Here is a 25,582-nt window from a genome sequence, read left to right as displayed (position 1 = left end):
CGGAATGCCGGAATCAGAATCCGGTGCCTTACCGCTTGGCGATACCCCAATAATTTGGTGGCTACGACGGGATTTGAACCTGTGACCCCATCATTATGAGTGATGTGCTCTAACCAGCTGAGCTACGTAGCCAAATGTACTGCTTACTACACCCCGATGTGGCTGGGATACCTGGATTCGAACCAGGGAATGCCGGTATCAAAAACCGGTGCCTTACCGCTTGGCGATATCCCATCTGTCGACTCGTATCCACGAGAGCGCATCGGATTGGCTGGGGTACCTGGATTCGAACCAGGGAATGCCGGTATCAAAAACCGGTGCCTTACCGCTTGGCGATACCCCATCCGGCTGCCGAAGACTGAAATGGTGCGGGAGGCGAGACTTGAACTCGCACACCTTGCGGCGCCAGAACCTAAATCTGGTGCGTCTACCAATTTCGCCACTCCCGCAAAAAAGATGGTGGCTACGACGGGATTTGAACCTGTGACCCCATCATTATGAGTGATGTGCTCTAACCAGCTGAGCTACGTAGCCATCTTTTTTCGCGTTACCTTCATCGGCGTTGCGGGGCGCATTATGCGTATTGAGCTGTGGAGCGTCAACACATTTTTTGCCGATTTTCGCCTTCGCGCGCCTGTTTGTCTGGCTTGTAACCAGGCTGATGAATTATTCGGCAAATTTTGATCGTAACCACATCAAAGCTAAAAAAAAGGGCCCGTGCAAGGCCCATTTTGTTATCGCTTATTTTGCTTATTTATAAGCGGACTGATGCACGCCCACCGCGCGGCCAGAGGGATCGTCCATCGACTTGAACGCTTCGTCCCACTCAATCGCTTTGGCAGAGGAGCAGGCCACCGACGGACCGCCCGGTACGCACTCCGCCGCGCTCGGCAGCGGGAACAGCTCTTCAAAGATTTCGCGATAGAGGTAGCCCTCTTTCGACGCCGGCGTGTTGTACGGGAAGCGGAAGTGTGCGGTCGCCAGCTGCTGATCGCTGACCTGCTTCGCCGCGACCTCTTTCAGCGTGTCGATCCAGCTGTAGCCGACGCCGTCGGAGAACTGCTCTTTCTGGCGCCAGGCGACGCTTTCCGGCAGATAAGAGGAGAAGCATTCGCGCAGGATATGTTTCTCCATTTTGCCGTTGCTGCCGCACATCTTGTCCTGCGGGTTGATGCGCATCGCCACGTCGAGGAATTTTTTATCCAGGAACGGCACGCGCGCTTCTACGCCCCAGGCGGACATCGCTTTGTTGGCGCGCGCGCAGTCGTACATATGCAGCGCCAGCAGCTTGCGCACGTTCTCTTCGTGAAACTCTTTGGCGTTCGGCGCCTTATGGAAGTAGAGATAGCCGCCAAACACTTCGTCGGCGCCCTCGCCGGAGAGCACCATTTTAATGCCCATCGCCTTGATCTTACGCGACATCAGATACATCGGCGTCGAGGCGCGGATGGTGGTGACGTCGTAGGTTTCGATGTGATAAATCACATCGCGGATCGCATCCAGCCCTTCCTGCACGGTGAAGTGGATTTCGTGATGGACGGTGCCGAGGTGCTCCGCCACGGATTTCGCCGCTTTCAGATCCGGCGAGCCTTCCAGACCGACCGCGAAGGAGTGCAGCTGCGGCCACCAGGCGTCGCTTTTATCCTGATCTTCGACGCGTTTGGCGGCGAAGCGTTTGGTGACCGCCGAGATAATTGAGGAGTCGAGACCGCCAGAGAGCAGCACGCCGTAGGGCACGTCTGACATCAGGTGGCTTTTTACCGACTCTTCCAGCGCGTGCTTCAGGCCCGCTGCATCGGTGGTGTTGTGCTCAACCGCGGCGTACTCCATCCAGTCGCGCTGCCAGTAGCGACGAATTTCGCCGTCGGTGCTGGAGAGATAGCTTCCCGGCGGGAACTCTTTAATTGAGCGGCACACCGGCACCAGCGCTTTCATTTCCGACGCGACATAGAGGTTGCCGTGTTCGTCGTTGCCCATATAGAGCGGAATGATGCCGATGTGGTCGCGGCCGATCAGATACTGCTGCTTTGCGCTGTCCCACAAGATAAAGGCGAACATGCCCTGCAGGTCGTCGAGGAAGTCGACCCCTTTTTCCTGATAGAGCGCCAGAATGACTTCGCAGTCAGAGCCTGTCTGGAACTGATAGCGATCGCTCAGCTCGGCGCGCAGCGCCTGATGGTTGTAGATCTCGCCGTTAACCGCCAGAACATGGGTGTGATCGGCGTTGTACAGCGGCTGGGCGCCGTTGTTGACGTCGACGATGGACAGACGCTCATGCGCAAGAATCGCTTTATCGTCAGCATAGACGCCAGACCAGTCCGGTCCGCGGTGACGCATCAGGCGAGAACTCTCCAGCGCTTTTTTACGCAGTTCAACTGGATCGCTTTTCAGATCCAACACACCAAAAATAGAACACATATTCTGACTCCTGAGCTCGCCTGTCGGCGATGTTATCGTTGCCTTGTCCGGCAGCCAGTGGCTGCGTGATGTATAAGAAAATGCGCTATTTCATGCATGCAATGCAAGCATATTCACCTTTTGCTGATAAAAAGGATGTTGCTTAGGCCTTAATTTTGAATATTGTCTAATTAAAGGCGTGTTTTATTGATGGATCGGCAATGAATGGCGGAAAGTGGTTAAGGGTTGAGCAGGAAAGGCGCGCCGTCTGAGAGCAGGCGGCGCAGGAAAGTGAGATTAAAACAGATCGATATCGGCGACGGACGGGTAGATCCAGTCAGGACGGAAGGGCATGGCGTCGATATCGCTCAGCGTCGAGACGCCAGAGAGCACCAGCACCGTCTCCAGGCCCGCCTGGAAGCCGGCCAGAATATCGGTGCGCAGGTTGTCGCCGACAATCACCGTCTCTTCCGAGTGCGCCTGCATCTTATTCAGCGCGGCGCGCATAATATAGGGGCTGGGTTTGCCGACGTAGAATGGACGACGGCCGGAAATTTTTTCAATCCCGGCGCAGAGCGCGCCGCAGGCAGGCACAAAGCCACGCGCATGGGTATCGGGGTTGGTGGCGATAAAGCGCGCGCCGCTGGCGACGAAGAAGGCGGCCTTATGCATCATCTCCCAGTTAAACGAGCGCGTCTCGCCGACGATAACGAAATCGGGATTGACGTCGGTGATGGTAAAGCCCGCGTTATAGAGTTCGTGGATCAGCGCGCCTTCGCCGATCACATAGGCTTTTTTACCCTCCTGGCGGCGCAGGAAGTCGGCGGTGGCCATCGCCGAGGTATAAAACACCGAGTCTGGCACCTCGACGCCAGCGTTGGCGAAGCGGTTCGCCAGATCCTGTGCCGTCTGCGAAGGGTAGTTGGTGAGCACCACCAGCGGCATCTTCTTATCCAGAATGCGCTGTAGGAACTCCTGCGCGCCGGGTACGGCGGTGTTGTCATGCATCAGCACGCCGTCAATATCGCAAATTACGCTTTTTATCGTCATAGAGTCAGTCCGGGTCGCGATTACTCTTCCAGTAGATGTTGCAGCAAAATGCCGTTAAGCATGGCGCGTTTCGCCAGCGCGAAGGCGCCTATCGCTGAACGATGATCAAGCTCGGAACGCACCACCGGCAGATTTTTGCGGAAGGCGTTGAGCGCTTGCGTGTTGATACAGCCCTCTATCGCCGGCAGCAGCACTTTTTCGGCGTCGGTGATCTCGCCTGCCAGCACCACTTTCTGCGGGTTAAACAGGTTGATGGCGATGGCAATCGCCTTGCCGAGATAGCGTCCGACATATTCGATCACTTCGCACGCCAGCGCGTCGCCCTGGTTGGCGGCTTTGCAAATCTGTGCCATCTGGCACGCCTCCTGCGTCAGTACGCTGGGATAACCCTGGCTCAGCAGATGGCGCACGCGGTTTTCAATGGCGCCGTTGGCGGCGATGGTTTCCAGGCAGCCGAAGTTGCCGCAGTGGCAGCGCTCGCCCAGCGGGTCGACCTGAATATGGCCGATCTCGCCGACGTTGCCGTTGCTGCCGAGGAAGATATGGCCGTTGGCGATGATGCCCGCGCCGGTGCCGCGATGCAGTCGCACCAGAATCGAGTCGGCGCAGTCGCGGCTTGCACCAAAGTAGTGCTCCGCCAGCGCCAGGCTGCGGATATCGTGGCCAACAAAGCTGGTGACGCGAAAGCGATTTTGCAGACCGGCCACCAGCGGCCAGTGGCTGACGGCGATATGCGGCATGTAGCGGATAACGCCGTTGATCGGATCGACCAGCCCGGGCAGGATCACCGAAATGGCGATCAGCTCGCGGATCTTGCGCTGGTGCGCCTCGATAAAGCTGCCGATAGCGGCGAACAGCGCGTGCTCCAGCGTCTCCTGGGTCCGCTCCGGCAAGGCGTAATCTTCCTGCGCCAGCGATTTGCCGCTGAGGTCGAACAGCGTCAGGGTGGCGTCGTAGCGGCCGAGCCGCACGCCGATGGTGTGAAAATTACGGGTTTCAGTGACGATGGAAATGGCGCGGCGACCGCCGGTGGAGGCCTGTTGGTCCACCTCTTTGATCAGGCCGCGCTCAATAAGCTGGCGGGTAATTTTTGTGACGCTGGCGGGCGCAAGCTGGCTGAGTTCGGCAATCTGTATGCGCGAAATGGGACCCTGCTGATCGATTAGCCGGTAAACGGCCGCGCTGTTGAGTTGCTTGACAAGATCGACATTTCCTATTTGTGTCTGGCCGCCAGTGGTCATTCAGTGCTTACTCGCTCAGGACGTCGTCTCCGTTGACAAACGTCTTAATGATTTCAAAATCACGCGTAAAAACAGTAAGGTTGGCGACTTTTCCTGCTTCGACAGTGCCTAGCTGTTTGTCCACGCCCATTGCCTGCGCCGGGTAGAGCGTCGCCATGCGCAGCGCTTCATCCAGCGCGATGCCGACATGTTCGACGGCGTTGCGCACCGATTCAATCATGGTGATGGCGGAGCCGCTCAGCGTTCCATTCTCATCCACGCACAGGCCATTGCGATAGTATATTGTTTTGCCAGCGAAAATAAATTTATCAATCTGCGCGCCTGCGGGCGCGGTGGCGTCGGTGACCAGCACCAGCTTATCGCCTTTGATCCGTTTCGCGTTGCGTACGTTAGCGTAATGGACGTGTAAACCATCTGCAATAATGCCGCAGTATACATCAGGCGAATCAAACAGCGCACCGATCAGGCCAGGTTCGCGTCCGGCAAAGGTCGGCATGGCGTTATAGAGATGGGTGGCGAAGGTGACGCCGGCGCGGAAACCCGCTTTCGCTTCGTCGAAGGTGGCGTTGGAGTGGCCCGCCGAGACAATAATGCCCGCCTCTGTGAGCTGACGGATCACCGCGTCGCCGGCGTTTTCCGGCGCCAGCGTCACCTTGGTGATGACGTCGGCGTTATCACACAGATAGCGCACCAGCGCCGGATCGGGCAGGCGGATCAGATCGGGATTATGGGTGCCTTTCTTGGCCTTATTCAGCCACGGGCCTTCCAGATGCAGGCCGAGCGCCTGATTCTGATGCTGGCGCTTATAGGCGCGCATGGTGTCGATGGCGCGCTTCATCAGCGCGTCGCTGCTGGTGATCAAGGTTGGCAGAAAGCTGGTGCAGCCCGATTTTTCATTGGCGCGCTGCATAATCTCCAGCGTCTCGACGCTCAGCGCGTCAATGTCGTCGTTAAACTGCACGCCGCCGCAGCCGTTGAGCTGTAAATCGATAAAGCCGGGAGCGATCAGCGCGCCGGAGACGTCGCGTAGCGCGATATCGGCAGGCAGCGCGTCGCGTGGACAGACGCGCGCGATCAGCCCATCGGCGATAACCACCGCGTGGTTATCCAGAACTTCATGGCCGGTATAAATTCGACCGTTTACTAATGCGTACATCGTGGTTCTCCCGGCTAAGCCCGCCGGAGCGTAACGGCGGGCATTTACAACATCGTCTTACACGCCTTTCATATTTTCCGCTTCCATTTCGCGGAAATATTTCACGGTTTTTACTTTCAGTTCCATGGTAGCGGGCTCGTCGCACACCACCACCGATTTCGGATGCAGCTGCAGACAGCTGATGGTCCACATATGGTTGACGTTGCCTTCCACCGCCGCCTGCAGCGCCTGCGCTTTGACATGGCCGGTCACCAGAATCATTACCTCTTCCGCGTCCAGCAGCGTGCCGACGCCGACGGTCAGCGCATATTTCGGCACCTGATCGACGTCGCCGTTAAAGAAGCGCGAGTTGGCCACGCGGGTGTCGTGCGTCAGCGTTTTAATGCGAGTGCGTGAGGCCAGTGACGACGCGGGTTCGTTAAAGGCGATATGGCCGTCGTTGCCGACGCCGCCCATAAACAGGTGAATTTTACCCAGCGCGCGGATCTTCTCTTCATACTGGCGACATTCTGCGTCAATATCTGGCGCATTGCCATTCAGAAGATTGATATTTTCTGGTTGAATATCAACGTGATCGAAAAAGTTGCGATACATAAAGCTGTGGTAGCTTTCCGGGTGCTCTTTCGGCAGGCCGACATACTCGTCCATGTTAAACGTTACAACATGCTTAAAGCTGACCTGGCCCGCTTTGTGCATCTCGATAAGATGCTTGTAGGCTTCCAGCGGCGTGCCGCCTGTCGGTAAACCCAGCACAAAAGGGCGGTCCGCCGTCGGGTTGAACGCATTGATGCGGTTGACGATATGGCGGGCTGCCCATTTGCCTACCTGTCCAGGCGTGGCCAAAGGAATAAGTCGCATGTTTCACCTCGTTCTGAAAAAAGAAAAGGGGGTAATGCAGTCATCGTTGCGGCTTCATCAGCGTGTAAGTTTCAGGCTGGCGCGTTGTACGATCGCTGCGTGCTGATATTTTTCATCATAAAATAAGTTGCTTTCGATCGCCAGACGTCTCGATGATTATCCATGCTTTTTGGTGATAATTATCACAGAAGAGACGCGTATAATTTGCGAGGCGAATTAATTTATCATTACACTGCGCATCGTGAAGTGTAGTGTCTATCAACCCCTGCAGCTGACAATAAAAAGCACGCGGCGCAGGGCGACAAGCCAGTCTCATAGGGGGAAGGACAATGTTAGGTTACTTACAGAAGGTGGGCCGCGCGCTAATGGTGCCGGTGGCGGTTCTGCCAGCGGCGGCAATATTAATGGGGATCGGCTACTGGCTCGACCCAGACGCCTGGGGCGCGAGCAACGCGCTGGCGGCACTGTTGATCAAGTCGGGCGCGGCAATTATTGAAAATATGTCGGTGCTGTTTGCGATCGGCGTGGCGTACGGCCTGTCTAAAGACAAAGATGGCGCCGCGGCGCTGACCGGCTTCGTCGGTTTTCTGGTGGTGACCACGCTCTGCTCGCCGGCAGCGGTGTCGATGATTCAGAAAATACCGCTGGATCAAGTGCCTGCCGCCTTTGGCAAAATTCAAAACCAGTTTGTCGGCATTATGGTCGGCATTATCTCCGCAGAGGTTTATAACCGCTTCAGCCATGTCGAGCTGCCGAAAGCGCTTTCCTTCTTCAGCGGTCGACGTCTGGTGCCGATCCTCGTCTCCTTCCTGATGATTGCGGCAGCCTTTGTGCTGATGTATGTCTGGCCGGTGATCTTTAACGGTCTGGTGAGCTTTGGCGAACATATCCAGAAGCTCGGATCGGTCGGGGCAGGGGTTTACGCCTTCTTTAACCGTCTGCTGATCCCGGTTGGCCTGCACCACGCGCTGAATTCGGTGTTCTGGTTCGACGTGGCAGGCATCAACGATATTCCTAAATTCCTCGGCGGCGCGCAGTCTATCGCCAACGGCACCGGCATCGTCGGCATCACCGGTCGCTATCAGGCGGGCTTCTTCCCGATTATGATGTTCGGCCTGCCGGGCGCGGCGCTGGCGATCTACCACTGCGCGCGTCCGGAAAACCGCGTGAAAGTCGGCAGTATCATGCTGGCCGCGGCGTTTGCCGCCTTCTTCACCGGCATCACCGAGCCGCTGGAGTTCTCCTTTATGTTTGTGGCGCCGGTGCTCTATGTGATCCACGCGCTGCTCACCGGCATCTCGGTCTTTATCGCCGCCAGCATGCACTGGATCGCCGGTTTTGGCTTTAGCGCCGGGCTGGTGGATATGGTGCTGTCGAGCCGTAACCCGCTGGCGACCCACTGGTGGATGCTGATCCCGCAGGGCATCGTCTTCTTTGCCCTCTACTATGTGGTGTTCCGCTTCACCATTCAGAAGTTCAACCTGTTGACGCCGGGCCGCGAGCTGGCGGTAGCAGGCGATGAAAGCGACGGCTACGACGTCAACGTCGACCACACCGACAGCGGCGAAAGCGCTACCGAATCGCTGGCGCGTCGCTATATCGGCGCGGTGGGCGGCTCCGACAACCTGACCGGCATCGACGCCTGTATCACCCGTCTGCGTCTGAACGTGAAAGACTCGGCGCAGGTCAACGAGTCGGTGGCGAAACGCCTCGGCGCCTCTGGCGTCATCCGCCTCAACAAGCAGAGCGTGCAGGTGATTGTCGGCACCCAGGCGGAGAGCATCGCCTCCGCCATGAAGAAAGTGTTGACCAAAGGACCGGTCGCCTCGGCGGGCAGTGCCCCAGCGGCGGCGCCAGTCGCGGTGAAGCCTCAGGCGGTGCCCGTCACCGCCAGCAAGACCCTCGCCACGCTGCTGGCGCCGGTCAGCGGCACGGTGGTCGCGCTGGAAGAGGTACCTGACGAAGCCTTCGCCAGCAAGGCGGTGGGTGAAGGACTGGCGATCAAGCCAACCGGCAAAAACGTGGTGGCACCGATTGCGGGAACGGTGGTGAAAATCTTCGACACCAACCACGCGTTCTGTCTGGAGACCGAGAGCGGCATCGAGATCGTGGTGCATATGGGCCTCGATACCGTGACGCTGGGCGGCAAAGGCTTCAGCCGTCGGGTAGAAGAGGGCGCGACGGTAGCGGCGGGTGAGACGGTGCTGGAGATGGATCTCGATTTCCTTAACGCCAGCGCGCGCTCAATGATCAGTCCGGTGGTGGTCAGCAACAGCGAAGATTTCGCCGGGCTGACGCTGCTGGCGACCGGCACGGTGGTGGCGGGTGAAACCCCGCTTTACGAGGTAAAAGGCTAACGCCTTCTCCCCGTTGACGTAAAAAAAAGCAGGCAGGAAGCGATTCCTGCCTTTTTCGTTTTCACGCCCTAACAAACCGGTTGTTTCCCTGCGACGCTTTGTGGATCATACTCCGTTACTTCGTGGTACACATCACCCGCTATACGTATTGAGGATTGAGAGATGAGTGAGGCTGAAGCCCGCCCAACTAACTTTATTCGTCAGATCATCGACGAAGATTTGGCGAGCGGCAAGCACAACAGCGTGCATACCCGTTTTCCGCCTGAGCCTAACGGCTACCTGCATATTGGCCATGCTAAATCCATCTGCCTGAACTTCGGCATCGCACAGGATTATCAGGGTCAGTGCAATCTGCGTTTCGACGATACCAATCCGGTGAAAGAGGATATGGAGTTCGTGGAATCGATCAAGCGCGACGTGCAGTGGCTGGGCTTTGAGTGGAGTGGTAACGTTCGCTATTCCTCAGATTACTTCGATCAGCTTTATCACTACGCGGTTGAACTGATCAACAAAGGCCTGGCCTACGTCGACGAACTGACGCCGGAAGAGATCCGCGAATATCGCGGCACCCTGACCGCGCCGGGTAAAAACAGCCCGTACCGCGACCGCAGCGTGGAAGAGAACCTGGCGCTGTTTGAGAAGATGCGCAACGGCGAGTTCGCCGAGGGCAAAGCCTGCCTGCGCGCCAAAATCGATATGGCCTCCAGCTTTATTGTGATGCGCGATCCGGTGCTCTATCGCATCAAGTTCGCCGAGCATCACCAGACCGGCACAAAGTGGTGCATCTACCCGATGTACGACTTTACCCACTGCATCTCCGATGCGCTGGAAAACATCACCCATTCGCTCTGTACGCTGGAGTTTCAGGACAACCGCCGTCTCTATGACTGGGTGCTGGACAACATTACGATTCCGGTGCATCCGCGTCAGTATGAGTTCTCGCGTCTTAACCTTGAATATGCGGTGATGTCGAAGCGTAAGCTGACGCAGCTGGTGAGCGAAAAAGTGGTGGAAGGCTGGGACGATCCGCGCATGCTGACCGTGTCGGGCCTGCGCCGTCGCGGCTACACCGCTGCCTCTATCCGCGAGTTCTGCCGCCGCATCGGCGTGACGAAACAGGACAACGTGGTGGAGATGGCGTCGCTGGAGTCCTGCATTCGCGACGATCTCAACGAAAACGCGCCGCGCGCCATGGCGGTGCTGGATCCGCTGAAGGTGGTGATTGAAAACCTGCCGGCAGGCCATCATGAAACCATCACCATGCCGAACCATCCCAACAAGCCGGAGATGGGCACGCGCGATGTGCCTTTTGGACGCGAAGTCTGGATCGACCGCGCGGATTTCCGCGAGGAAGCCAACAAGCAGTACAAGCGACTGGTGCTCGGCAAAGAGGTGCGTCTGCGCAACGCCTATGTGATCCGCGCTGAGCGCGTTGCTAAAGATGAAGAGGGGAATATCACCTGCATCTACTGCACCTGCGACGTCGATACCCTGAGCAAAGATCCGGCTGACGGCCGCAAGGTGAAGGGCGTCATCCACTGGGTCTCCGCAGAACATGCGCTGCCGGCAGAATTCCGTCTTTACGATCGCCTGTTCAGCGTGCCGAACCCAGGCGCGGCGGAGGATTTCCTCACCACCATCAACCCTGACTCGCTGAAAATTCAACACGGATTTGTCGAGCCGGGCGTGCAGCATGCCAGCCCGGACGCGCCCTATCAGTTCGAGCGAGAAGGCTACTTCTGCGTCGACAGCCACTACTCGCGTCCGAACCAGCTGGTGTTTAACCGCACCGTGGGTCTGCGCGACACCTGGGCGAAAATCGGCGATTAAATTTTTGCGTTAACCGCATCATAAAATGACAACAGGGCGAGCAATCGCCCTTTTTTATGGCTGCCATAAGGGAACCGGCATGTTTTTATGCTACAGGCGATAATAATAACTTGTCGGACCAGTCTGGTAGTTATCTGAGTTAATGAAAATTAATCAATTTCCAGATGTGAATTTCATTTTTTCAGGTAGGCTATCCGCTCTTAAAAGAGGCTATGCGGGCAGATAAAGGATAACAAATGACGGCTCTTGGTCAGGAAGCAAAACACAGCGTGGTGGTTTTACATCAGCTGATCGAACGTATGTTTAACCAGCCGTCAGGCGAAGATGACACTTTCCACCTGCTGCTCTCCCATTTTCATCCCGATTTCCGCATGGTCACGCCGCAGGGCAGGCAGCTCGACCTGAATCAGACCGAAGAGCTGTTTCGTCAGCTGCAGGGGAAGCGCGAAGGCATGCGCATCGCCACCAGCGAACACGCGGTGATCTCGCAGCAAAAAGATGAGGTGACTATCCAGTATCGCGAACTGCAGATGATGAACGGCAGCGATCAAACGCGTATCGCGCTGGCGATCCTCGACTGCAGCACCTCTATTCCTCGCTGGCGCTACCTGCACGAAACCCTGGTCGCCTGACCGCCACCCATAAAAAAAGCCGGTATGCATACCGGCTTTTAGCATTACTGCATAGCACATATTACTGGTCGTGGAGCGTGTCGTCTTCGCGGCAATCGCCCAGCGCGCAGTGGCCATAGAGATAGAGGCTATGGTTGGTCAGCTTGATGCCGTGGCGGGTGGCGATGTCGCGCTGACGCGCTTCGATCGATTCGTCGCTGAACTCGATCACTTTGCCGCAGTCGAGGCAGATCAGGTGATCGTGGTGATGCTGCTGGGTCAGTTCGAAAACCGATTTCCCGCCTTCGAAGTTGTGACGCGTCACAATGCCCGCATCGTCAAACTGGTTGAGTACGCGATAAACGGTCGCCAGACCAATCTCTTCGCCCATATCGATCAGGCGTTTATAAAGATCTTCCGCGCTGACGTGATGGCACTGAGGTTCCTGAAGCACTTCCAGAATTTTAAGTCTGGGCAGCGTGACTTTCAGGCCAGCCTTCTTTAATGCGGTATTGTTGTCAGTCATGCGGATAGTGTCCTGTTACTTTGCTGGTTACTTGAGGCGCCTTGCCTTGAATGTCGTTCGGTGTCTATTCTCATTTGCGTCTCATTATAGAGGCGAAGCATTGAAATGAAAACCGAGGGAAACGCCTGAAATCAACACGGGCTGTAAGGAAATGCGTAACGGCGCCGGGCGGAGAAATGCAGGAGGTTCGTTATCATCTCGCTAACTTCCTGACCTCGCGGAAGAAATAAGCAGATAACCGATGTGGGTATTGTACAGAAACAGCGGTAAAAGTTAAAAATCTGTAGCTATTATTTCTATAGGAAAAACCTTTAACTCAATGTGAGCCAGCGCCCACATTGAGTATGTGGGTAATCAGGCTTCGATGATCGCCTGCAGCTGCAGCTCGTCATAGATCTGTTTTACCCAGGCGTCGACGCGCTGGCTGGTCAGCTCTGGCTGACGATCTTCGTCGATCGCCAGGCCGAGGAAGTGCTTGTCGTCCGCCAGGCCTTTAGAGGCTTCGAAGTGGTAGCCTTCGGTCGGCCAGTGGCCGACGATGACCGCGCCGTTTGGCTCGATAATGTCGCGAATGGTGCCCATCGCGTCGCAGAAATATTCCGCGTAGTCTTCCTGGTCGCCGCAGCCGAAAAGCGCCACCAGCTTGCCGTTGAAGTCGATCTCCTCCAGCGTCGGGAAGAAATCGTCCCAGTCGCACTGTGCTTCGCCGTAATACCAGGTGGGAATGCCCAGCAGCAGGATGTCGAACGCTTCCAGATCTTCTTTCGTGCTTTTGGCAATGTCATGCACTTCCGCAACGTCTTTGCCCAGTTGTTTCTGGATCATTTTTGCAATGTTTTCGGTGTTGCCGGTATCGCTGCCGAAGAAGATGCCTACGATTGCCATGGGATCAATAACCTCTTAAATCCTGATAATGAGATGCATGCGCAGAGCGCACAATTAAGCGAATGATAGCAGAGCGGGCAACGGGGCGGAACTTGAAAAGGCGCGCCATTTGCTTCTGCGTGCGCTTTGCGCGGTTCAGTCCAGTTTGAGTTGCGCCAGCAGCATCTGTTCAATCAGTTCGCTGCGGCTGATATTGCGCTGCTCGGCCAGGGTGTTCAGCGCATCCACGGCTTCGCCGCTCATTTTGAGTTCGACACGGCGCAGCCCGCGCACTTTGTCGCGTTTTAGTTGATTGCGCTTATTGATGCGCAGCTGTTCATCACGCGAGAGCGGACTGGTTTTCGGTCGACCGGGACGACGCTCGTTTGCGAACAGATCCAGCGTGGTGCGGTCAGTGTGTTCTTTTGCCATGGCTTAGTAAAACTAGAGGCGCGAACAGGCGCGTTGATGACGATACAGGTGATTGCCGCGGCGAAAAACCGGCTGCGGCAAAATTTAGCGCGCCATCATACTCCAGCGGAAGTGATGACGCCAATGCAAAACCGCGAACGGCAAGCTTTTGCTTTTAAAGCGCAAAAAAGCGGCGAACGCTGCGCAATACCGCATCAGGTTTCTCGGCGTGCACCCAGTGTCCGGCGCCGCTGATAACGTAAGCGCTGGCGGCGGGAAACTGGCGCAGCAGCGCGTCGCGGTACTGATTGTCGAGATAGGGCGACTCCCCGCCGCGAATAAACAGCGCCGGATGCGGCCAGGCCGGCACCGCTTCCCAGCCTGATATTGTAGCGTAGTTTTCCCACAGCGCGGGCACGTTGAAGCGCCACTCGCCCTCCTGGAACGACTTGAGGATAAACTGAATCACGCCCTCTTCCTTTATATGGGCGCGCATCACCTGCGCGGCCTCGCTGCGCAGGTGCACGCCCGCGTCGCTCACGGCGCGGATGGCGGCGAAGATCTCGTCATGGCGGCGCGTCTGATAGTCCACCGGCGCGATATCGATCATCACCAGCCGTTCCAGGCGCTGCGGCGCCAGCGCGCTCATCGCCATGGCGATTTTTCCGCCCATGGAGTGGCCGATGACCGCGACGCGATCGATATGGTGCGCGTCCAGCGTGTCGAGCATATCCTGCGCCATGGCGCGATAGCTCATCTCATCGGCGCGCGGCGACAGGCCGTGATTGCGCACGTCGACCTGAATCAGCGGCCCCGCATCCTTTAAGCCGCGCGCCAGCACGCCCAGGTTGTCCAGGCTGCCGAACAGGCCGTGAATAAGCAGGATGGGAAGGGAATCCGCAACAGATTGGTCAGTTTGCAAACGAGCATTTAAAATCATGGCAAAGTTCTTAAGATGGGGACCTCGGCTTAGGTTATCATGCTTTCACCTTTCCGGGCGCGCCGACAGGGCAGGCTTTAGGGCATATTCCGACTTTTGCCGTCAGAGCGTGCGAATGCTATCAGGCCGTCTGGATTTAACTTTATAATCCTTGTGTTAGAACCCGCCCGCTCAGCGACCGTCTGGCGTTTGCCGACGGCGATTTCCAGGCTGGCATGGTTCTGTCATAAGTCGAAACCGTACGGAAAAAGATGAAAACGATCGAAGTTGACGAAGACCTCTACCGCTATATCGCCAGCCACACGCAACATATCGGCGAGAGCGCCTCTGACATTTTACGGCGGATGCTAAAATTTAACGCCGGTCAAAGCGCGCCTGCGGCGGCCCCGCCGTTAGCCTCAGGTGATGCGGCGCAGAAGGCGATCCAGCCGGTGCGGGCGGAAAACCGTCCGCAGGATCGCGTACGCGCCGTGCGTGAGCTGCTGCTGTCCGACGAATACGCCGAACAGAAGAAAGCGGTCAATCGCTTTATGATGATTCTGTCAACGCTCTATCGTCTTGATCCTTCAGCATTTGCTGAAGCCACTGCGTCGCTGCAGGGCCGTACTCGCGTCTATTTCGCGGGCGACGAGCAAACGCTGTTGCAAAATGGCACCCATACTAAGCCGAAGCACGTTCCCGGCACGCCGTACTGGGTGATCACCAATACCAATACCGGCCGTAAATGCAGCATGGTGGAACACATCATGGTCTCGATGCAGTTCCCGCAGGAGCTGGCAGAGAAAGTTTGCGGCACCATTTAAACTGAAGCGTCAGGGAGAAGCGCCAATGGCCAGTCACCCCCGTGCCGGGCAACCCGCCCAGCAGAGCGATTTGATTAACGTTGCACAGTTAACGTCACAGTATTATGTCCTGCAGCCCGACGTGGCGAACCCGGACCATGCGGTGAAATTCGGCACATCCGGCCATCGCGGCAGCGCAGGACGTCAAAGCTTTAACGAGCACCATATTCTGGCGATTGCGCAGGCGATTGCGGAAGAGCGCAAGAAAAACGGCATTACCGGACCTTGCTACGTCGGCAAAGATACGCACGCGCTCTCTGAGCCGGCGATCCTGTCGGTGCTGGAAGTGCTGGCTGCCAACGGCGTCGATGTCATTGTTCAGCAGGACAACGGCTACACGCCGACGCCCGCTATCTCCAACGCCATCCTCGAGCATAACAAGCAGGGCGGGGCGCAGGCGGACGGCATCGTGATCACGCCGTCGCACAACCCGCCGGAAGATGGCGGCATCAAGTACAACCCGCCGAACGGCGGCCCGGCCGACACCAACGTCACCAAAGTGGTGGAGGATCGCGCCAATCAGCTGATCAAAGCGGGTCTGCAAGAGGTGAAACGCCTGCCGCTGGATCAGGCGTGGGCGAGCGGCCGCATCGTCGAAAAAGATCTGATCCAGCCGTACGTCGAAGGGCTGGCGCAGGTGATCGACTTCGCCGCTATCCAGAAAGCGGGCCTGAAGCTCGGCGTCGATCCGCTGGGCGGCTCCGGCATGGAATACTGGAAGCGCATCGCCGAGCACTACAATCTCGACCTGACCATCGTTAACGACGCCATCGACCAGACCTTCCGCTTTATGCATCTGGACAAAGACGGCGTGGTGCGCATGGACTGCTCGTCCGAGTGCGCTATGGCGGGTCTGCTGGCCTACAAAGACAAGTTCGACCTGGCGTTCGGCAACGACCCGGATTACGACCGTCACGGCATCGTGACGCCGTCGGGCCTGATGAACCCGAACCACTATCTGGCTGTCGCCATTAACTACCTGTTCCAGCATCGCCCGCAGTGGGGCAAAGAGGTCGCCGTCGGCAAAACGCTGGTGTCCAGCGCGATGATCGACCGCGTGGTCAACGACATCGGCCGTAAGCTGGTGGAAGTGCCGGTGGGCTTTAAGTGGTTCGTTGACGGCCTGTTCGACGGTAGCTTCGGCTTCGGCGGCGAAGAGAGCGCGGGCGCCTCTTTCCTGCGCTTCGACGGCTCTGCCTGGTCCACTGACAAAGACGGCATCATTCTCTGCCTGCTGGCGGCGGAAATCACCGCGGTCACCGGCAAGAACCCGCAGCAGCACTACGACGAGCTGGCTGAGCGCTTTGGCGCGCCGAGCTATAACCGTCTGCAGGCGCCAGCCACCTCAGCGCAGAAAGCGGCGCTGTCGAAGCTGTCACCGGAGATGGTCAGCGCCGACACGCTGGCGGGCGATCCGATCACCGCGCGTCTGACGGCGGCGCCGGGCAACGGTGCGTCCATCGGCGGTCTGAAGGTGATGACGGAAAACGGCTGGTTCGCCGCGCGTCCGTCAGGCACCGAAGACGCCTACAAAATCTACTGCGAGAGCTTCCTGGGGGCGGAACACCGCGCGCAGATCGAGAAAGAAGCGGTAGAGATTGTCAGCGAAGTGCTGAAAAACGCCTGATAATATTGAGCTGGCTGGTAAACCAGAGGGTTTTTCAGGCGGCTCAGTATTCAAAACGCGGTTGGTATGGACCGAAGAGCAAAGCGTCCCGCGACAGGGAGGTCGCGGGCCGAGCGAGCATGGATGCGTAAAGCGACTTTGCGATCGGCCCATGCCATCCGCGTCTGCACCCCATCACAATGCATCAAGCGCCCATCGGGCGCTTTTTTTATGGCATAAAGCGGTAGCCGATGCCGGTTTCGGTCAGCAGATGTTTTGGCTGCGCCGGATCTGCCTCCAGCTTCTGGCGCAGATGCGCCATATAGATGCGCAGATAGTGGCTATGCTCCACCGCGTTAGGGCCCCAGACCTGGCTCAATAGCTGGCGCTGGGTCAGCACCTTGCCGATATTATTCAGCAGCAGCGCCAGCAGACGAAACTCAATCGGCGTCAGGTGCACTTCGCCTGCGCCGCGCATCACGCGCCGCGCCGCCAGATCGACGCTGACGTCGGCGAAGCGGATCACCGGCTCCGGCTGCTGGCCAGGATGGCGACGCAGCGCCACGCGCACGCGCGCCAGCAGCTCGCCGATACCGAAAGGCTTGGTGAGATAGTCATCCGCGCCGACGTCGAGCGCGTCGATCTTATCCTGCTCATCCACGCGCGCTGACAGCACAATCACCGGCACGGCGCTCCACTGACGCACCTCACGAATAAAATCGCGTCCGTCGCCGTCGGGCAATCCCAGATCGAGGATCACCAGATCAGGCTTGCGCGTCGCCGCTTCAATCAGACCGCGCTGCAGCGTATCGGCGTCGAACACCTTCAGCGCTTCGCCCTCCAGCGCGAGGCGCACAAAGCGCCGAATCTCTTTCTCATCTTCAACGATCAATACGGTGGCCACGCAGCGCTGCTCCATGCCGGAAAAATTGCCGCTACTGTAGCAGCAAAATCAGGGGCTGCGTATGGATCATAAGATGATCATGCGCTTAACCAATCTGTAACTTTCTTTCACTATTGTTTGATCTGAATAGGTTAAAGCACAAAATAGTGGTCGGATGAGTAGCAAAATTACACTGGGCAGCGTAATATCTGAGCAAGATCACATTTCATCGCGCTGCTGTAGAGGAGGCCACTGATGTACCAGACATACCCTTTTTATAAAATCTTGCTGCGTCGCGCGCTGGTTATCCTGCTGGGCGTCGGCGCGCTGCCGGTAATGCTGTTTCGCCAGGATCGCGCGCGTTTTTACAGCTACCTGCACCGCATGTGGTGCAAAACCAGCGCCAAGCCGGTCTGGCTGGCACAAACCGAAGCCGCAGGCGGCCTGTTCTGGTAACCGGCTGGCGTTATAAAACAAAGCCCGATGTTGCCATCGGGCTTTGTTGTTTTTGAAGCGGCATCACAGAGAAAAGCCCCTCCAGCACCGGGTTGAGGCTGTTATTCATCCGATTTTCAGCTACACTTAAACCTCTACAAGATTTCGGAGGTTGTACAAGTATGAGCGTAAAAATTCCGCTGGGTATCAGTGCCTGCCTGCTGGGAGAACAAGTGCGTTTTGACGGCGGCCACAAACGGCTGGCGTTCGCCGTCAACGAGCTTGCGCCCTTTGTACGTTTTGAACCCGTCTGCCCCGAAATGGCGATAGGCCTGCCTACGCCGCGTCCGGCGCTGCGCCTGGTGAAGCAGAGCGATGAAGCGATCCACCTCTGTTTCAGTAAAGAGGGCGGCAAGGAGATGACCGATCAGATGCGCGACTGGTCAGCCGAGCGGGTTAAATCGCTGCATCACCTGTGCGGCTATATTCTGTGCGCCAAGTCGCCCAGCTGCGGCATGGAGCGCGTGCGCGTCTACGAGCCGGACACCAACAACAACCGCAAAGCGGGGATGGGGCTGTTTGCCGAGAAGCTCAAGGCGGAGATGCCCTGGCTGCCGATGGAAGAGGATGGCCGTCTGCACGATCCGGTGCTGCGCGAAAACTTTGTCGGCCGCATCTGCGCGCTGCACGAGTTTAATCAGATGTGGCAACGTGGCCTGACGCGCGCGCAGCTGATCGCCTTCCACAGCCGCTACAAGCTGCTGATGCTGGCGCATTCGCAGGAAAAATATCGCGAGCTGGGTCCGTTCGTCGCCTCAATGAGCCAGTGGGATTCGCTGGAAGCCTTCGCCTTTGAATACCGCAACCGCATGATGGCGCTGCTGTCGCAGCCGGCGTCGCGGCGCAACCACACCAACGTGCTGATGCATGCGCAGGGCTATTTCCGTCGTCAGCTCAGCTCGCCGCAGCGTCAGGAGCTGGCGGAGCTGATCGATCGCTACCGCTGCGGCGTGCAGCCGCTGCTGGCGCCGATCACCATGCTGAAGCACTACATGTCGCAATATCCGCACCCCTGGCTGACGCAGCAGCGCTACTTTGATCCCTACCCGGAGGCGCTGCGCCTGCGCTATGGCCAGTAAGATGCGCACGCATCTGGTCTGGCTGCGCAATGACCTGCGCGTCAACGATAATCTGGCGCTCAATGCCGCCTGCCGCGATGCCGAGGCAAAGGTCATCGCGCTCTATATCGCCACGCCTGGGCAGTGGCGTCAGCACGACATGGCGCCAAAACAGGCGGCCTTTATTTATGACAGCCTGCTGGAACTGCAGCAGGCGCTGGCCGATCGCGGCATCGAGCTGGTGACGCAGGCGTGCGACGATTTCGCCGCGTCGCTGGATATCCTCAGCACCTTCTGCGAACAGCAGCAGGTCGACGCATTGTTCTACAACTACCAGTATGAGCTGAACGAGCGCCAGCGCGACGCCGAGGCGGAAAAACGCCTCGATAAAGCGGGCGTAGTCTGTCAGGGCTTTGACGACAGCCTGCTGCTGCCGCCGGGCAGCGTACAGACCGGCGACGGCAAGATGTACAAGGTCTACACCCCGTTCAGCAAAGCCTTTGTGCGCCGGCTGCAGCTCGCCATGCCGGCGTGCGTCGCCGCGCCGAAAGCGCGCAGCGGCGGGGCGCTTAAGTCGCCCGACGCGCCACAGCGCTTTGACTACCCGATGGAAGAGTATGATCGCGAGCGCTTCCCGCCGGGCGAAAGCGCGGCGCTGCAGCGCCTGCGCCACTTCGCCCAGCAGCCGATACGCGACTACCATCAGCAGCGCGATACCCCTTCCGTTGACGGCACCAGCCGCCTGTCGGTCTATCTCGCCACCGGCGTGCTGTCGCCGCGCCAGTGCCTGCATCGGGTGCTTAAAGAGCATCCGCGCGCGCTGGAGGAGAGCACGCTGTTTAGCTGGCTTAACGAACTGATCTGGCGCGAATTTTATCGTCATCTGATGGTGGCCTATCCGGCGCTTTGTCGCCATCAGCCCTTTGTCGGCTGGACGCGCCGCGTAGACTGGCAGCGCAACGAGGCGCACTTCGCCGCCTGGCAAGCGGGTAAAACCGGCTATCCCATTGTGGATGCGGCGATGCGACAGATGAACGCGCTGGGCTGGATGCACAACCGGCTGCGCATGATCACCGCCAGCTTTCTTGTCAAAGATCTGCTGATCGACTGGCACGAAGGCGAGCGCTACTTTATGCAAAAGCTGATCGACGGCGACCTGGCGGCGAACAACGGCGGCTGGCAGTGGGCGGCCTCGACGGGCGTCGATCCGGTGCCGTACTTCCGTATTTTCAATCCCACCACCCAGGGCGAACGGTTCGACAAGCAGGGCGCCTTTATTCGCCAGTGGCTGCCGGAGCTGAAAGAGGTGCCAGACAGCGACATCCATCAGCCGCAGCGCTGGGCGGAAAAAAACCACAAGAAACTCGATTATCCCGCGCCAATCGTGGAACATAAGCAGGCACGTAAAAAGACATTAGACGCCTTTGAGCGCGCGAAAAACGCAGCCTGAGGCGGCACGGAGCCGTTATGAATCACTACGAACTTGAAAATATCGTCAACCAGCAGCTTAACAGCAGCGCCTTTAGCGACTATGCGCCAAACGGCCTGCAGGTTGAGGGACGCGCCGAGGTAAAAACCCTGATCACCGGCGTCACCGCCAGCCAGGCGCTGGTGGATGAGGCCGTGGCGCGCAACGCCGATGCGATCCTGGTGCATCACGGCTACTTCTGGAAAAGCGAGCCGGCGGTGATCACAGGCATGAAGCGCAACCGCCTGCGCGCGCTGCTGGCGAATGACATCAACCTCTATGGCTGGCATCTGCCGCTCGACGCGCACCCGCAGCTGGGCAACAACGCGCAGCTGGCGAAGCTGCTGGATATCGAGGTGAAAGGGGAAGTGCAGCCGCTGGTGTTCTGGGGCGAGCTGGCGACGCCGCTGAGCGGCGAGGCGCTGGCGCAGCGCATTGAACAGCGCCTGGGACGCACGCCGCTGCACTGCGGCGACCACGCCCCGGCGCAGATCCGTCGCGTCGCCTGGTGCAGCGGCGGCGGTCAGGGCTTTATCGACAGCGCGGCCGCGTTCGGCGTTGACGCCTACATCACCGGCGAAGTCTCAGAGCAGACCATCCACAGCGCGCGCGAGCAGGGCATTCACTTCTTCGCCGCCGGCCATCACGCCACCGAGCGCGGCGGCATTAAAGCGCTGGGCGAGTGGCTGGCCGAGCAGCACGGCCTCGACGTTACCTTTATCGATATTCCCAATCCCGCCTGATCGATCTCCCTCTTTGCGCCCTTCCGGGCGCAAATCTGTTGACACTTTTCTGCCACTTTCGCATAACTATTCGCTTTGTTCTGATAATCAGCAGCCGCAGCGCGCGTAGCGCAGCGGGAAAAGGAGGTGGGATTTGCAACGAGCACGATGTTATCTGCTTGGCGAACAGGCGGTGGTGCTGGAGCTTGAACCACCGGTATCGCTGCAAAGCCAGCAGCGTATCTGGGGGCTGGCGCAGCGCCTGCAGCAGCATGAGCAGGTGGCGGAAGTCATTCCCGGCATGAACAACGTTACGCTGCTGCTGCGCGATCCGCAGCAGAGTCCGCTGGACGCGATTGAGCGACTGCAGCGCTGGTGGGAAGAGAGCGAGGCGCAGGAGATGGCGTCGCGCCTGGTGGAGATCCCGGTGGTGTATGGCAAAGAGGCGGGACCGGATCTGCAGGTGGTGGCCGAACACGCTGGCCTGACGCCGCAGCAGGTGGTTGAGCTGCACAGCAGCGTCGACTATGTGGTTTACTTCATCGGCTTTCAGCCGGGATTCCCCTATCTTGGCGGGCTCGACAGCCGCCTCCACACGCCGCGCCGCGCCGAGCCGCGCCTCAGCGTGCCGGCAGGCTCCGTCGGCATCGGCGGCAGCCAGACCGGCATCTACCCGCTCGCTTCGCCCGGCGGCTGGCAGCTGCTGGGCCACACGCCCGTCGCGCTGTTCGATCCGCGCCAGCAGCCGCCGACGCTGCTGCGTCCCGGCGACAGCGTGCGTTTCGTGCCACAAAAGGAGGGCGTATGTTGAGGATATTACGCGCCGGCCTGGCGACCACTTTACAGGACAGCGGCCGCACCGGCTGGCGGCAGTTCGGCGTCAGCGTTGGCGGCGTGCTCGATCGGCCGGCGATGCGCACCGCTAACCTGCTGGTGGGCAACGATCCCGACAGCGCGGTGCTGGAGATCGTGCTGGGCCAGTTCAAGGCGGAATTTATGCGCGACGGCTGGTTCGCGCTGACCGGTGCGACCTGCGACGCCGAGCTGGACGATAAGCCGGTCTGGACCGGCTGGCGCCTGCCGGTGAAAAAAGGGCAGGTGCTGACGCTCTCTATGCCGCTGCACGGCATGCGCAGCTATCTGGCGATCCACGGCGGCTTCAACGTCGCGCCGACGCTCGGCTCCGTCAGTACCGATCTCAAAGCTGGCTTCGGCGGCTGGCAGGGACGCAAGCTGGAAGATGGCGATCGGCTGCCGCTCGGCAAGCCGACGCGCGCCTTCACCCGTAAAGCGGGCGTGCGCCAGCTGCTGTGGAGCAACCGCATCCGCGCGCTGCCGGGGCCGGAATACCATGAGTTCAGCCGCGAGGCGCAGATGGCCTTCTGGCGCACGCCCTGGATGCTGAGTCCGCAGAGCAACCGCATGGGCTACCGCCTGCAGGGGCCGGAGCTGAAGCGCGACACGCCGCGCGAGCTGCTGTCGCACGGGCTGGTGCCGGGCGTGGTGCAGGTGCCGCCGAACGGCCAGCCGATCGTGCTGATGGCCGACGCGCAGACCACCGGCGGCTATCCGCGCATCGCCTGCGTGATCGACGCCGATCTCTATCAGCTGGCGCAGATCCGTCTGGGCGAGCCAATTCACTTTATCCCGTGTTCGCTGCCGGTCGCCATGCAGGCCCGCATGCATCAGCAGCGCGCGCTGGACCACATGGCGTGGGGACTTGCTGATGAAAATTGATCTTAATGCCGACCTGGGCGAAGGCAGCGGCAGCGATCGCGCGCTGCTGCAGCTGGTCAGCTCGGCCAATATCGCCTGCGGCTTCCACGCTGGCGACGCGGAAACCATGCTGCAGTCGGTGCGCTGGGCGAAAGCCTTCGGCGTGGCGATCGGCGCGCATCCCAGCTTCCCGGATCGGGAAAACTTCGGCCGCACCGCGATGCAGCTGCCGCCGGAAACGGTCTATGCGCAGGTGATTTATCAGATCGGCGCGCTGAAAAGCCTGGCGGAAAGCGAAGGCGAGCGGCTGGCGCACGTGAAGCCGCACGGCATGCTCTATAACCAGGCCGCCGCCGACGCCACGCTGGCGGACGCCATCGCCCGCGCGGTGAAGGCGGTGGACCCGCAGCTTATTCTGGTGGGGCTGGCGGGCAGCGAGTCGATTCGCGCCGCCGCCCATCACGGGCTGCGCACCCGCGAAGAGGTGTTCGCCGATCGCGGCTACCTCAGCAGCGGCGCGCTGGTGCCGCGCAGCCAGCCGGGCGCGATGATCGAAGAGGAAGATCGCGCCATTCAGCAAACCCTGACCATGGTTAAAGCGGGAAAAGTTGAAAGCATCAGCGGCGAGTGGGTCGCCGTGACGGCGCAAACCGTCTGCCTGCACGGCGACGGCGCGCACGCCTTGCTGTTCGCACAGCGCCTGCGCGAGCGCTTCGCCGCCGAGCAGATCGTTGTCACCAGCGCCTGATTTTTCTTTTTCGCCCGGCCTCGCAGCCGGGCTTTTCAACATAAGGGTCAACATGGATAACGTGATCAACCTCTGGCCGCTTCTGGGCATCGCGGCAATCGTCATCGGCTTTTTGCTGCGCTTCAATCCGGTTTTAGTGGTGATTGTGGCCGGCTTCGTCACCGGTTTTGCCGCGCTGATGCCGCTGGGCGACATTCTGGAAAAACTGGGCGCGGGCTTTCTCAATACGCGCAATCTGCCGCTTATCCTGCTGCTGCCGCTGGCGGTTATCGGCCTGCTGGAGCGGCACGGCCTGAAGGAGCGCGCGCAGGCCTGGATCGCGCAGATTAAAACCGCCACCGCCGGACGGCTGCTGATCGTCTATCTCTTCGTGCGTGAAATCACGGCGGCGCTCGGGCTGACCAGCCTCGGCGGTCATCCACAGATGGTGCGGCCGCTGCTGGCGCCGATGGCCGAAGGCGCGACGGAAAACCGCTACGGCGAAGTGTCGCCAGAGGTGCGGCATCGTCTGCGCGCCATGTCGGCGGCGACGGACAACGTCGGGCTGTTTTTCGGCGAGGATATTTTCGTCGCCTTCGGCGCAATTATCTTTATGCATAACTTTATGCTGGAGTCGGCCAATATTCAGACCGAACCGCTGCATATCGCCGTCTGGGGTATTCCCACCGCTGTGGCGGCGTTTCTGATCCACTCGGCGCGCCTGGTGCGCCTCGACCGCAAGCTGGCGCGCGAGCTGCAAACGCTGAATCACGCCGCGCTGAACGCTAAAGGAGGCCGCTGATGTTTCAACAACAGTATCTGATGTGGCTGGCGGGCCTGATTCTGCTGGTGGTCGCCGTGCTCTCCTGGCGCGACAGCCATAATCCGCGCCGCTTCACCACCGGCCTGTTCTGGGCGCTCTACGGCCTGATTTTTCTGGTCGGCGACTGGACCACGCAGCTGATGAGCGCGCTCTTCGGCACCACAGAGCTGGGCACGCGCTATCTGCACATCGGCGTCGGCGTGCTGGTGGTGGCGATGGCGCTGATCGCCGGCTGCGGCGGCGTGCGCCTCGGACGCTACCATCAGCGCAGCGACGAGGAGAAGCAGGTGAGCGCCCGCCGCCTCGGCAACCGGCTTTTCCTGCCCGCACTGGCGATCCCGGTGGTGACGGTGATCGGCGTGCTCGCCTTTAACCATATTCCTGGCCTGCAGGAAGCGGTATTCGGTGCAGGCAACCATGCGACGCTGGTGACGCTCTTCTCGATGATGATCGGCTGCCTGCTCGGCTGGCTGATCGCCCTGAAGCTTACTCATGAGAAGCCGGTGCAGTCGATGCAGGAGACGCGGCGTCTGCTGGATGCCATCGGCTGGGCCTTTATCCTGCCGCAAATTCTTGCCACGCTCGGCCTGCTGTTCACCAGCGCCGGCGTCGGCAGCGCCATTTCGCATCTTACCGAGAACTATCTGGCGGTGGACAATCGCTTTGTCGCCGTGACGGTCTACGCCGTCGGCATGGCGCTGCTGACCATGGTGATGGGCAACGCCTTCGCCGCGTTCCCGATTATTACCGCCGGCGTCGGCATTCCGATTCTGGTGCTGCAGCATCACGGCGATCCGGCGGTGATGGCGGCCATCGGCATGTTCTCGGGCTACTGCGGCACGCTGATGACGCCGATGGCGGCTAACTTCAACATTGTGCCCGCCGCGCTGCTGGAGCTGCCGGATCGCAACGCGGTGATCAAGGCTCAGGTGCCGACCGGTGTGCTACTGTTAATCGTTAACGTGTTTCTGCTCTATTTCCTGATGTTCCGGTGAGGTCAG

24 protein-coding genes and 5 tRNA genes are annotated in these 25,582 nt (G+C 59.2%); 14 read left to right on the top strand and 15 right to left on the bottom strand.

Features of this window, described 5'->3' with window-relative positions:
* Nucleotides 1–55 precede the first annotated feature (55 nt).
* The 10 genes from B2J69_RS03265 to nagB form a co-directional block, all read right to left on the bottom strand.
* Nucleotides 56–132, bottom strand: a tRNA-Met gene (locus B2J69_RS03265).
* A 27-nt stretch (nt 133–159) separates the two neighbouring features.
* A tRNA-Gln gene (locus tag B2J69_RS03260) sits at nt 160–234 on the bottom strand.
* Between the two features lie 34 nt (nt 235–268).
* A tRNA-Gln gene (locus B2J69_RS03255) sits at nt 269–343 on the bottom strand.
* Between the two features lie 21 nt (nt 344–364).
* Nucleotides 365–449, bottom strand: a tRNA-Leu gene (locus tag B2J69_RS03250).
* 8 nt (nt 450–457) lie between these two features.
* Nucleotides 458–534 (bottom strand) — tRNA-Met (locus tag B2J69_RS03245).
* A gap of 216 nt (nt 535–750) precedes the next feature.
* On the bottom strand, nt 751–2,418 hold the full coding sequence (gene asnB / locus B2J69_RS03235) for an asparagine synthase B (protein WP_081136347.1): 1,668 nt from the start codon (nt 2,416–2,418) through the stop codon (nt 751–753).
* Nucleotides 2,419–2,694: 276 nt separating this feature from the next.
* Nucleotides 2,695–3,447, bottom strand: coding sequence for an HAD-IIA family hydrolase (locus B2J69_RS03230; protein WP_081136345.1), 753 nt, complete (start codon nt 3,445–3,447; stop codon nt 2,695–2,697).
* 20 nt (nt 3,448–3,467) lie between these two features.
* Nucleotides 3,468–4,688 carry a DNA-binding transcriptional regulator NagC gene (nagC, locus tag B2J69_RS03225; RefSeq protein ID WP_081136343.1) on the bottom strand — a complete coding sequence of 407 codons (1,221 nt, stop codon included), beginning with the start codon at nt 4,686–4,688 and terminating at the stop codon, nt 3,468–3,470.
* Between the two features lie 7 nt (nt 4,689–4,695).
* Nucleotides 4,696–5,844 carry an N-acetylglucosamine-6-phosphate deacetylase gene (gene nagA, locus B2J69_RS03220; protein ID WP_081136341.1) on the bottom strand — a complete coding sequence of 383 codons (1,149 nt, stop codon included), beginning with the start codon at nt 5,842–5,844 and terminating at the stop codon, nt 4,696–4,698.
* A gap of 57 nt (nt 5,845–5,901) precedes the next feature.
* Nucleotides 5,902–6,702: a glucosamine-6-phosphate deaminase gene (gene nagB / locus B2J69_RS03215; RefSeq protein ID WP_081136339.1), complete on the bottom strand. Its 801-nt coding sequence runs from the start codon at nt 6,700–6,702 to the stop codon at nt 5,902–5,904.
* A 329-nt stretch (nt 6,703–7,031) separates the two neighbouring features.
* Between nagB and nagE the strand changes: the two genes are divergently transcribed.
* From nagE to B2J69_RS03200, 3 genes are all read left to right on the top strand, one after another.
* A complete protein-coding gene (gene nagE, locus B2J69_RS03210; RefSeq protein WP_081136337.1) occupies nt 7,032–9,059 on the top strand; it encodes an N-acetylglucosamine-specific PTS transporter subunit IIBC in 2,028 nt (675 codons plus the stop codon).
* A gap of 162 nt (nt 9,060–9,221) precedes the next feature.
* On the top strand, nt 9,222–10,889 hold the full coding sequence (glnS, locus tag B2J69_RS03205) for a glutamine--tRNA ligase (RefSeq protein ID WP_081136335.1): 1,668 nt from the start codon (nt 9,222–9,224) through the stop codon (nt 10,887–10,889).
* A 236-nt stretch (nt 10,890–11,125) separates the two neighbouring features.
* Entirely contained in the window at nt 11,126–11,521 is a 396-nt protein-coding gene (locus B2J69_RS03200) for a hypothetical protein (protein WP_081136333.1), read from the top strand.
* A 61-nt stretch (nt 11,522–11,582) separates the two neighbouring features.
* Here B2J69_RS03200 and fur read toward each other — a convergent pair whose 3' ends face one another.
* From fur to ybfF, 4 genes are all read right to left on the bottom strand, one after another.
* Entirely contained in the window at nt 11,583–12,026 is a 444-nt protein-coding gene (fur, locus tag B2J69_RS03195; protein ID WP_081136331.1) for a ferric iron uptake transcriptional regulator, read from the bottom strand.
* Between the two features lie 354 nt (nt 12,027–12,380).
* The gene (fldA, locus tag B2J69_RS03190) at nt 12,381–12,911 is read right to left on the bottom strand and encodes a flavodoxin FldA (protein ID WP_081136329.1); all 531 of its coding nucleotides are present in this window, start codon (nt 12,909–12,911) and stop codon (nt 12,381–12,383) included.
* A gap of 135 nt (nt 12,912–13,046) precedes the next feature.
* Entirely contained in the window at nt 13,047–13,322 is a 276-nt protein-coding gene (ybfE, locus tag B2J69_RS03185; protein ID WP_081136327.1) for a LexA regulated protein, read from the bottom strand.
* Nucleotides 13,323–13,476: 154 nt separating this feature from the next.
* Nucleotides 13,477–14,241, bottom strand: coding sequence for an esterase (gene ybfF / locus B2J69_RS03180; protein ID WP_081136325.1), 765 nt, complete (start codon nt 14,239–14,241; stop codon nt 13,477–13,479).
* Nucleotides 14,242–14,492: 251 nt separating this feature from the next.
* Between ybfF and seqA the strand changes: the two genes are divergently transcribed.
* Complete coding sequence (seqA, locus tag B2J69_RS03175; RefSeq protein ID WP_081136323.1) at nt 14,493–15,044, top strand: replication initiation negative regulator SeqA; 552 nt, start codon at nt 14,493–14,495, stop codon at nt 15,042–15,044.
* 25 nt (nt 15,045–15,069) lie between these two features.
* Nucleotides 15,070–16,710 (top strand): phosphoglucomutase (alpha-D-glucose-1,6-bisphosphate-dependent), encoded by a 1,641-nt coding sequence (gene pgm / locus B2J69_RS03170; protein ID WP_081136321.1) that lies wholly within the window; start codon nt 15,070–15,072, stop codon nt 16,708–16,710.
* A gap of 208 nt (nt 16,711–16,918) precedes the next feature.
* Here the strand turns inward: pgm and kdpE are convergent, their stop codons facing one another.
* Nucleotides 16,919–17,593, bottom strand: a complete 675-nt coding sequence (kdpE, locus tag B2J69_RS03165; RefSeq protein ID WP_081136375.1) for a two-component system response regulator KdpE — start codon at nt 17,591–17,593, stop codon at nt 16,919–16,921.
* A gap of 234 nt (nt 17,594–17,827) precedes the next feature.
* Here kdpE and B2J69_RS03160 point away from each other — a divergent pair, with 234 nt between their 5' ends.
* The 9 genes from B2J69_RS03160 (at nt 17,828) to B2J69_RS03120 (ending at nt 25,576) form a co-directional block, all read left to right on the top strand.
* Nucleotides 17,828–18,028, top strand: a complete 201-nt coding sequence (locus B2J69_RS03160; RefSeq protein ID WP_081136319.1) for a YbfA family protein — start codon at nt 17,828–17,830, stop codon at nt 18,026–18,028.
* A gap of 161 nt (nt 18,029–18,189) precedes the next feature.
* On the top strand, nt 18,190–19,146 hold the full coding sequence (locus tag B2J69_RS03155) for a YbgA family protein (RefSeq protein ID WP_081136317.1): 957 nt from the start codon (nt 18,190–18,192) through the stop codon (nt 19,144–19,146).
* 1 nt (nt 19,147) lies between these two features.
* The gene (phrB, locus tag B2J69_RS03150) at nt 19,148–20,575 is read left to right on the top strand and encodes a deoxyribodipyrimidine photo-lyase (protein WP_081136314.1); all 1,428 of its coding nucleotides are present in this window, start codon (nt 19,148–19,150) and stop codon (nt 20,573–20,575) included.
* A gap of 17 nt (nt 20,576–20,592) precedes the next feature.
* Complete coding sequence (locus B2J69_RS03145) at nt 20,593–21,336, top strand: type 2 GTP cyclohydrolase I (RefSeq protein WP_081136311.1); 744 nt, start codon at nt 20,593–20,595, stop codon at nt 21,334–21,336.
* A gap of 133 nt (nt 21,337–21,469) precedes the next feature.
* Nucleotides 21,470–22,126 (top strand): 5-oxoprolinase subunit PxpB, encoded by a 657-nt coding sequence (pxpB, locus tag B2J69_RS03140; protein ID WP_081136308.1) that lies wholly within the window; start codon nt 21,470–21,472, stop codon nt 22,124–22,126.
* The gene (gene pxpC, locus B2J69_RS03135; protein WP_081136305.1) at nt 22,120–23,052 is read left to right on the top strand and encodes a 5-oxoprolinase subunit PxpC; all 933 of its coding nucleotides are present in this window, start codon (nt 22,120–22,122) and stop codon (nt 23,050–23,052) included. The genes pxpB and pxpC overlap by 7 nt, the downstream gene beginning before the upstream one ends.
* Nucleotides 23,042–23,779, top strand: coding sequence for a 5-oxoprolinase subunit PxpA (gene pxpA / locus B2J69_RS03130; protein ID WP_081136303.1), 738 nt, complete (start codon nt 23,042–23,044; stop codon nt 23,777–23,779). Before pxpC ends, pxpA begins: the two co-directional genes overlap by 11 nt.
* A gap of 52 nt (nt 23,780–23,831) precedes the next feature.
* Complete coding sequence (locus tag B2J69_RS03125) at nt 23,832–24,560, top strand: DUF969 domain-containing protein (protein ID WP_081136300.1); 729 nt, start codon at nt 23,832–23,834, stop codon at nt 24,558–24,560.
* Nucleotides 24,560–25,576, top strand: a complete 1,017-nt coding sequence (locus tag B2J69_RS03120; protein WP_081136297.1) for a DUF979 domain-containing protein — start codon at nt 24,560–24,562, stop codon at nt 25,574–25,576. Before B2J69_RS03125 ends, B2J69_RS03120 begins: the two co-directional genes overlap by 1 nt.
* Nucleotides 25,577–25,582 lie beyond the last annotated feature (6 nt).

Origin of the sequence: Pantoea latae (genome assembly GCF_002077695.1) — a bacterium.
Taxonomy (GTDB): domain Bacteria; phylum Pseudomonadota; class Gammaproteobacteria; order Enterobacterales; family Enterobacteriaceae; genus Pantoea; species Pantoea latae.
The sequence above is the reverse complement of the archived record's forward strand: the minus strand, read 5'-3'. Positions and strand labels throughout refer to the sequence as shown.

What these genes read in the sequence shown, in the direction of transcription:
- asnB (WP_081136347.1), bottom strand. Translation starts at nt 2,418, where the DNA reads ATGTGTTCTATTTTTGGTGTGTTGGATCTGAAAAGCGATCCAGTTGAA.
- B2J69_RS03230 (WP_081136345.1), bottom strand. Translation starts at nt 3,447, where the DNA reads ATGACGATAAAAAGCGTAATTTGCGATATTGACGGCGTGCTGATGCAT.
- nagC (WP_081136343.1), bottom strand. Translation starts at nt 4,688, where the DNA reads ATGACCACTGGCGGCCAGACACAAATAGGAAATGTCGATCTTGTCAAG.
- nagA (WP_081136341.1), bottom strand. Translation starts at nt 5,844, where the DNA reads ATGTACGCATTAGTAAACGGTCGAATTTATACCGGCCATGAAGTTCTG.
- nagB (WP_081136339.1), bottom strand. Translation starts at nt 6,702, where the DNA reads ATGCGACTTATTCCTTTGGCCACGCCTGGACAGGTAGGCAAATGGGCA.
- nagE (WP_081136337.1), top strand. Translation starts at nt 7,032, where the DNA reads ATGTTAGGTTACTTACAGAAGGTGGGCCGCGCGCTAATGGTGCCGGTG.
- glnS (WP_081136335.1), top strand. Translation starts at nt 9,222, where the DNA reads ATGAGTGAGGCTGAAGCCCGCCCAACTAACTTTATTCGTCAGATCATC.
- B2J69_RS03200 (WP_081136333.1), top strand. Translation starts at nt 11,126, where the DNA reads ATGACGGCTCTTGGTCAGGAAGCAAAACACAGCGTGGTGGTTTTACAT.
- fur (WP_081136331.1), bottom strand. Translation starts at nt 12,026, where the DNA reads ATGACTGACAACAATACCGCATTAAAGAAGGCTGGCCTGAAAGTCACG.
- fldA (WP_081136329.1), bottom strand. Translation starts at nt 12,911, where the DNA reads ATGGCAATCGTAGGCATCTTCTTCGGCAGCGATACCGGCAACACCGAA.
- ybfE (WP_081136327.1), bottom strand. Translation starts at nt 13,322, where the DNA reads ATGGCAAAAGAACACACTGACCGCACCACGCTGGATCTGTTCGCAAAC.
- ybfF (WP_081136325.1), bottom strand. Translation starts at nt 14,241, where the DNA reads ATGATTTTAAATGCTCGTTTGCAAACTGACCAATCTGTTGCGGATTCC.
- seqA (WP_081136323.1), top strand. Translation starts at nt 14,493, where the DNA reads ATGAAAACGATCGAAGTTGACGAAGACCTCTACCGCTATATCGCCAGC.
- pgm (WP_081136321.1), top strand. Translation starts at nt 15,070, where the DNA reads ATGGCCAGTCACCCCCGTGCCGGGCAACCCGCCCAGCAGAGCGATTTG.
- B2J69_RS03160 (WP_081136319.1), top strand. Translation starts at nt 17,828, where the DNA reads ATGTACCAGACATACCCTTTTTATAAAATCTTGCTGCGTCGCGCGCTG.
- B2J69_RS03155 (WP_081136317.1), top strand. Translation starts at nt 18,190, where the DNA reads ATGAGCGTAAAAATTCCGCTGGGTATCAGTGCCTGCCTGCTGGGAGAA.
- phrB (WP_081136314.1), top strand. Translation starts at nt 19,148, where the DNA reads ATGCGCACGCATCTGGTCTGGCTGCGCAATGACCTGCGCGTCAACGAT.
- B2J69_RS03145 (WP_081136311.1), top strand. Translation starts at nt 20,593, where the DNA reads ATGAATCACTACGAACTTGAAAATATCGTCAACCAGCAGCTTAACAGC.
- pxpC (WP_081136305.1), top strand. Translation starts at nt 22,120, where the DNA reads ATGTTGAGGATATTACGCGCCGGCCTGGCGACCACTTTACAGGACAGC.
- pxpA (WP_081136303.1), top strand. Translation starts at nt 23,042, where the DNA reads ATGAAAATTGATCTTAATGCCGACCTGGGCGAAGGCAGCGGCAGCGAT.
- B2J69_RS03125 (WP_081136300.1), top strand. Translation starts at nt 23,832, where the DNA reads ATGGATAACGTGATCAACCTCTGGCCGCTTCTGGGCATCGCGGCAATC.
- B2J69_RS03120 (WP_081136297.1), top strand. Translation starts at nt 24,560, where the DNA reads ATGTTTCAACAACAGTATCTGATGTGGCTGGCGGGCCTGATTCTGCTG.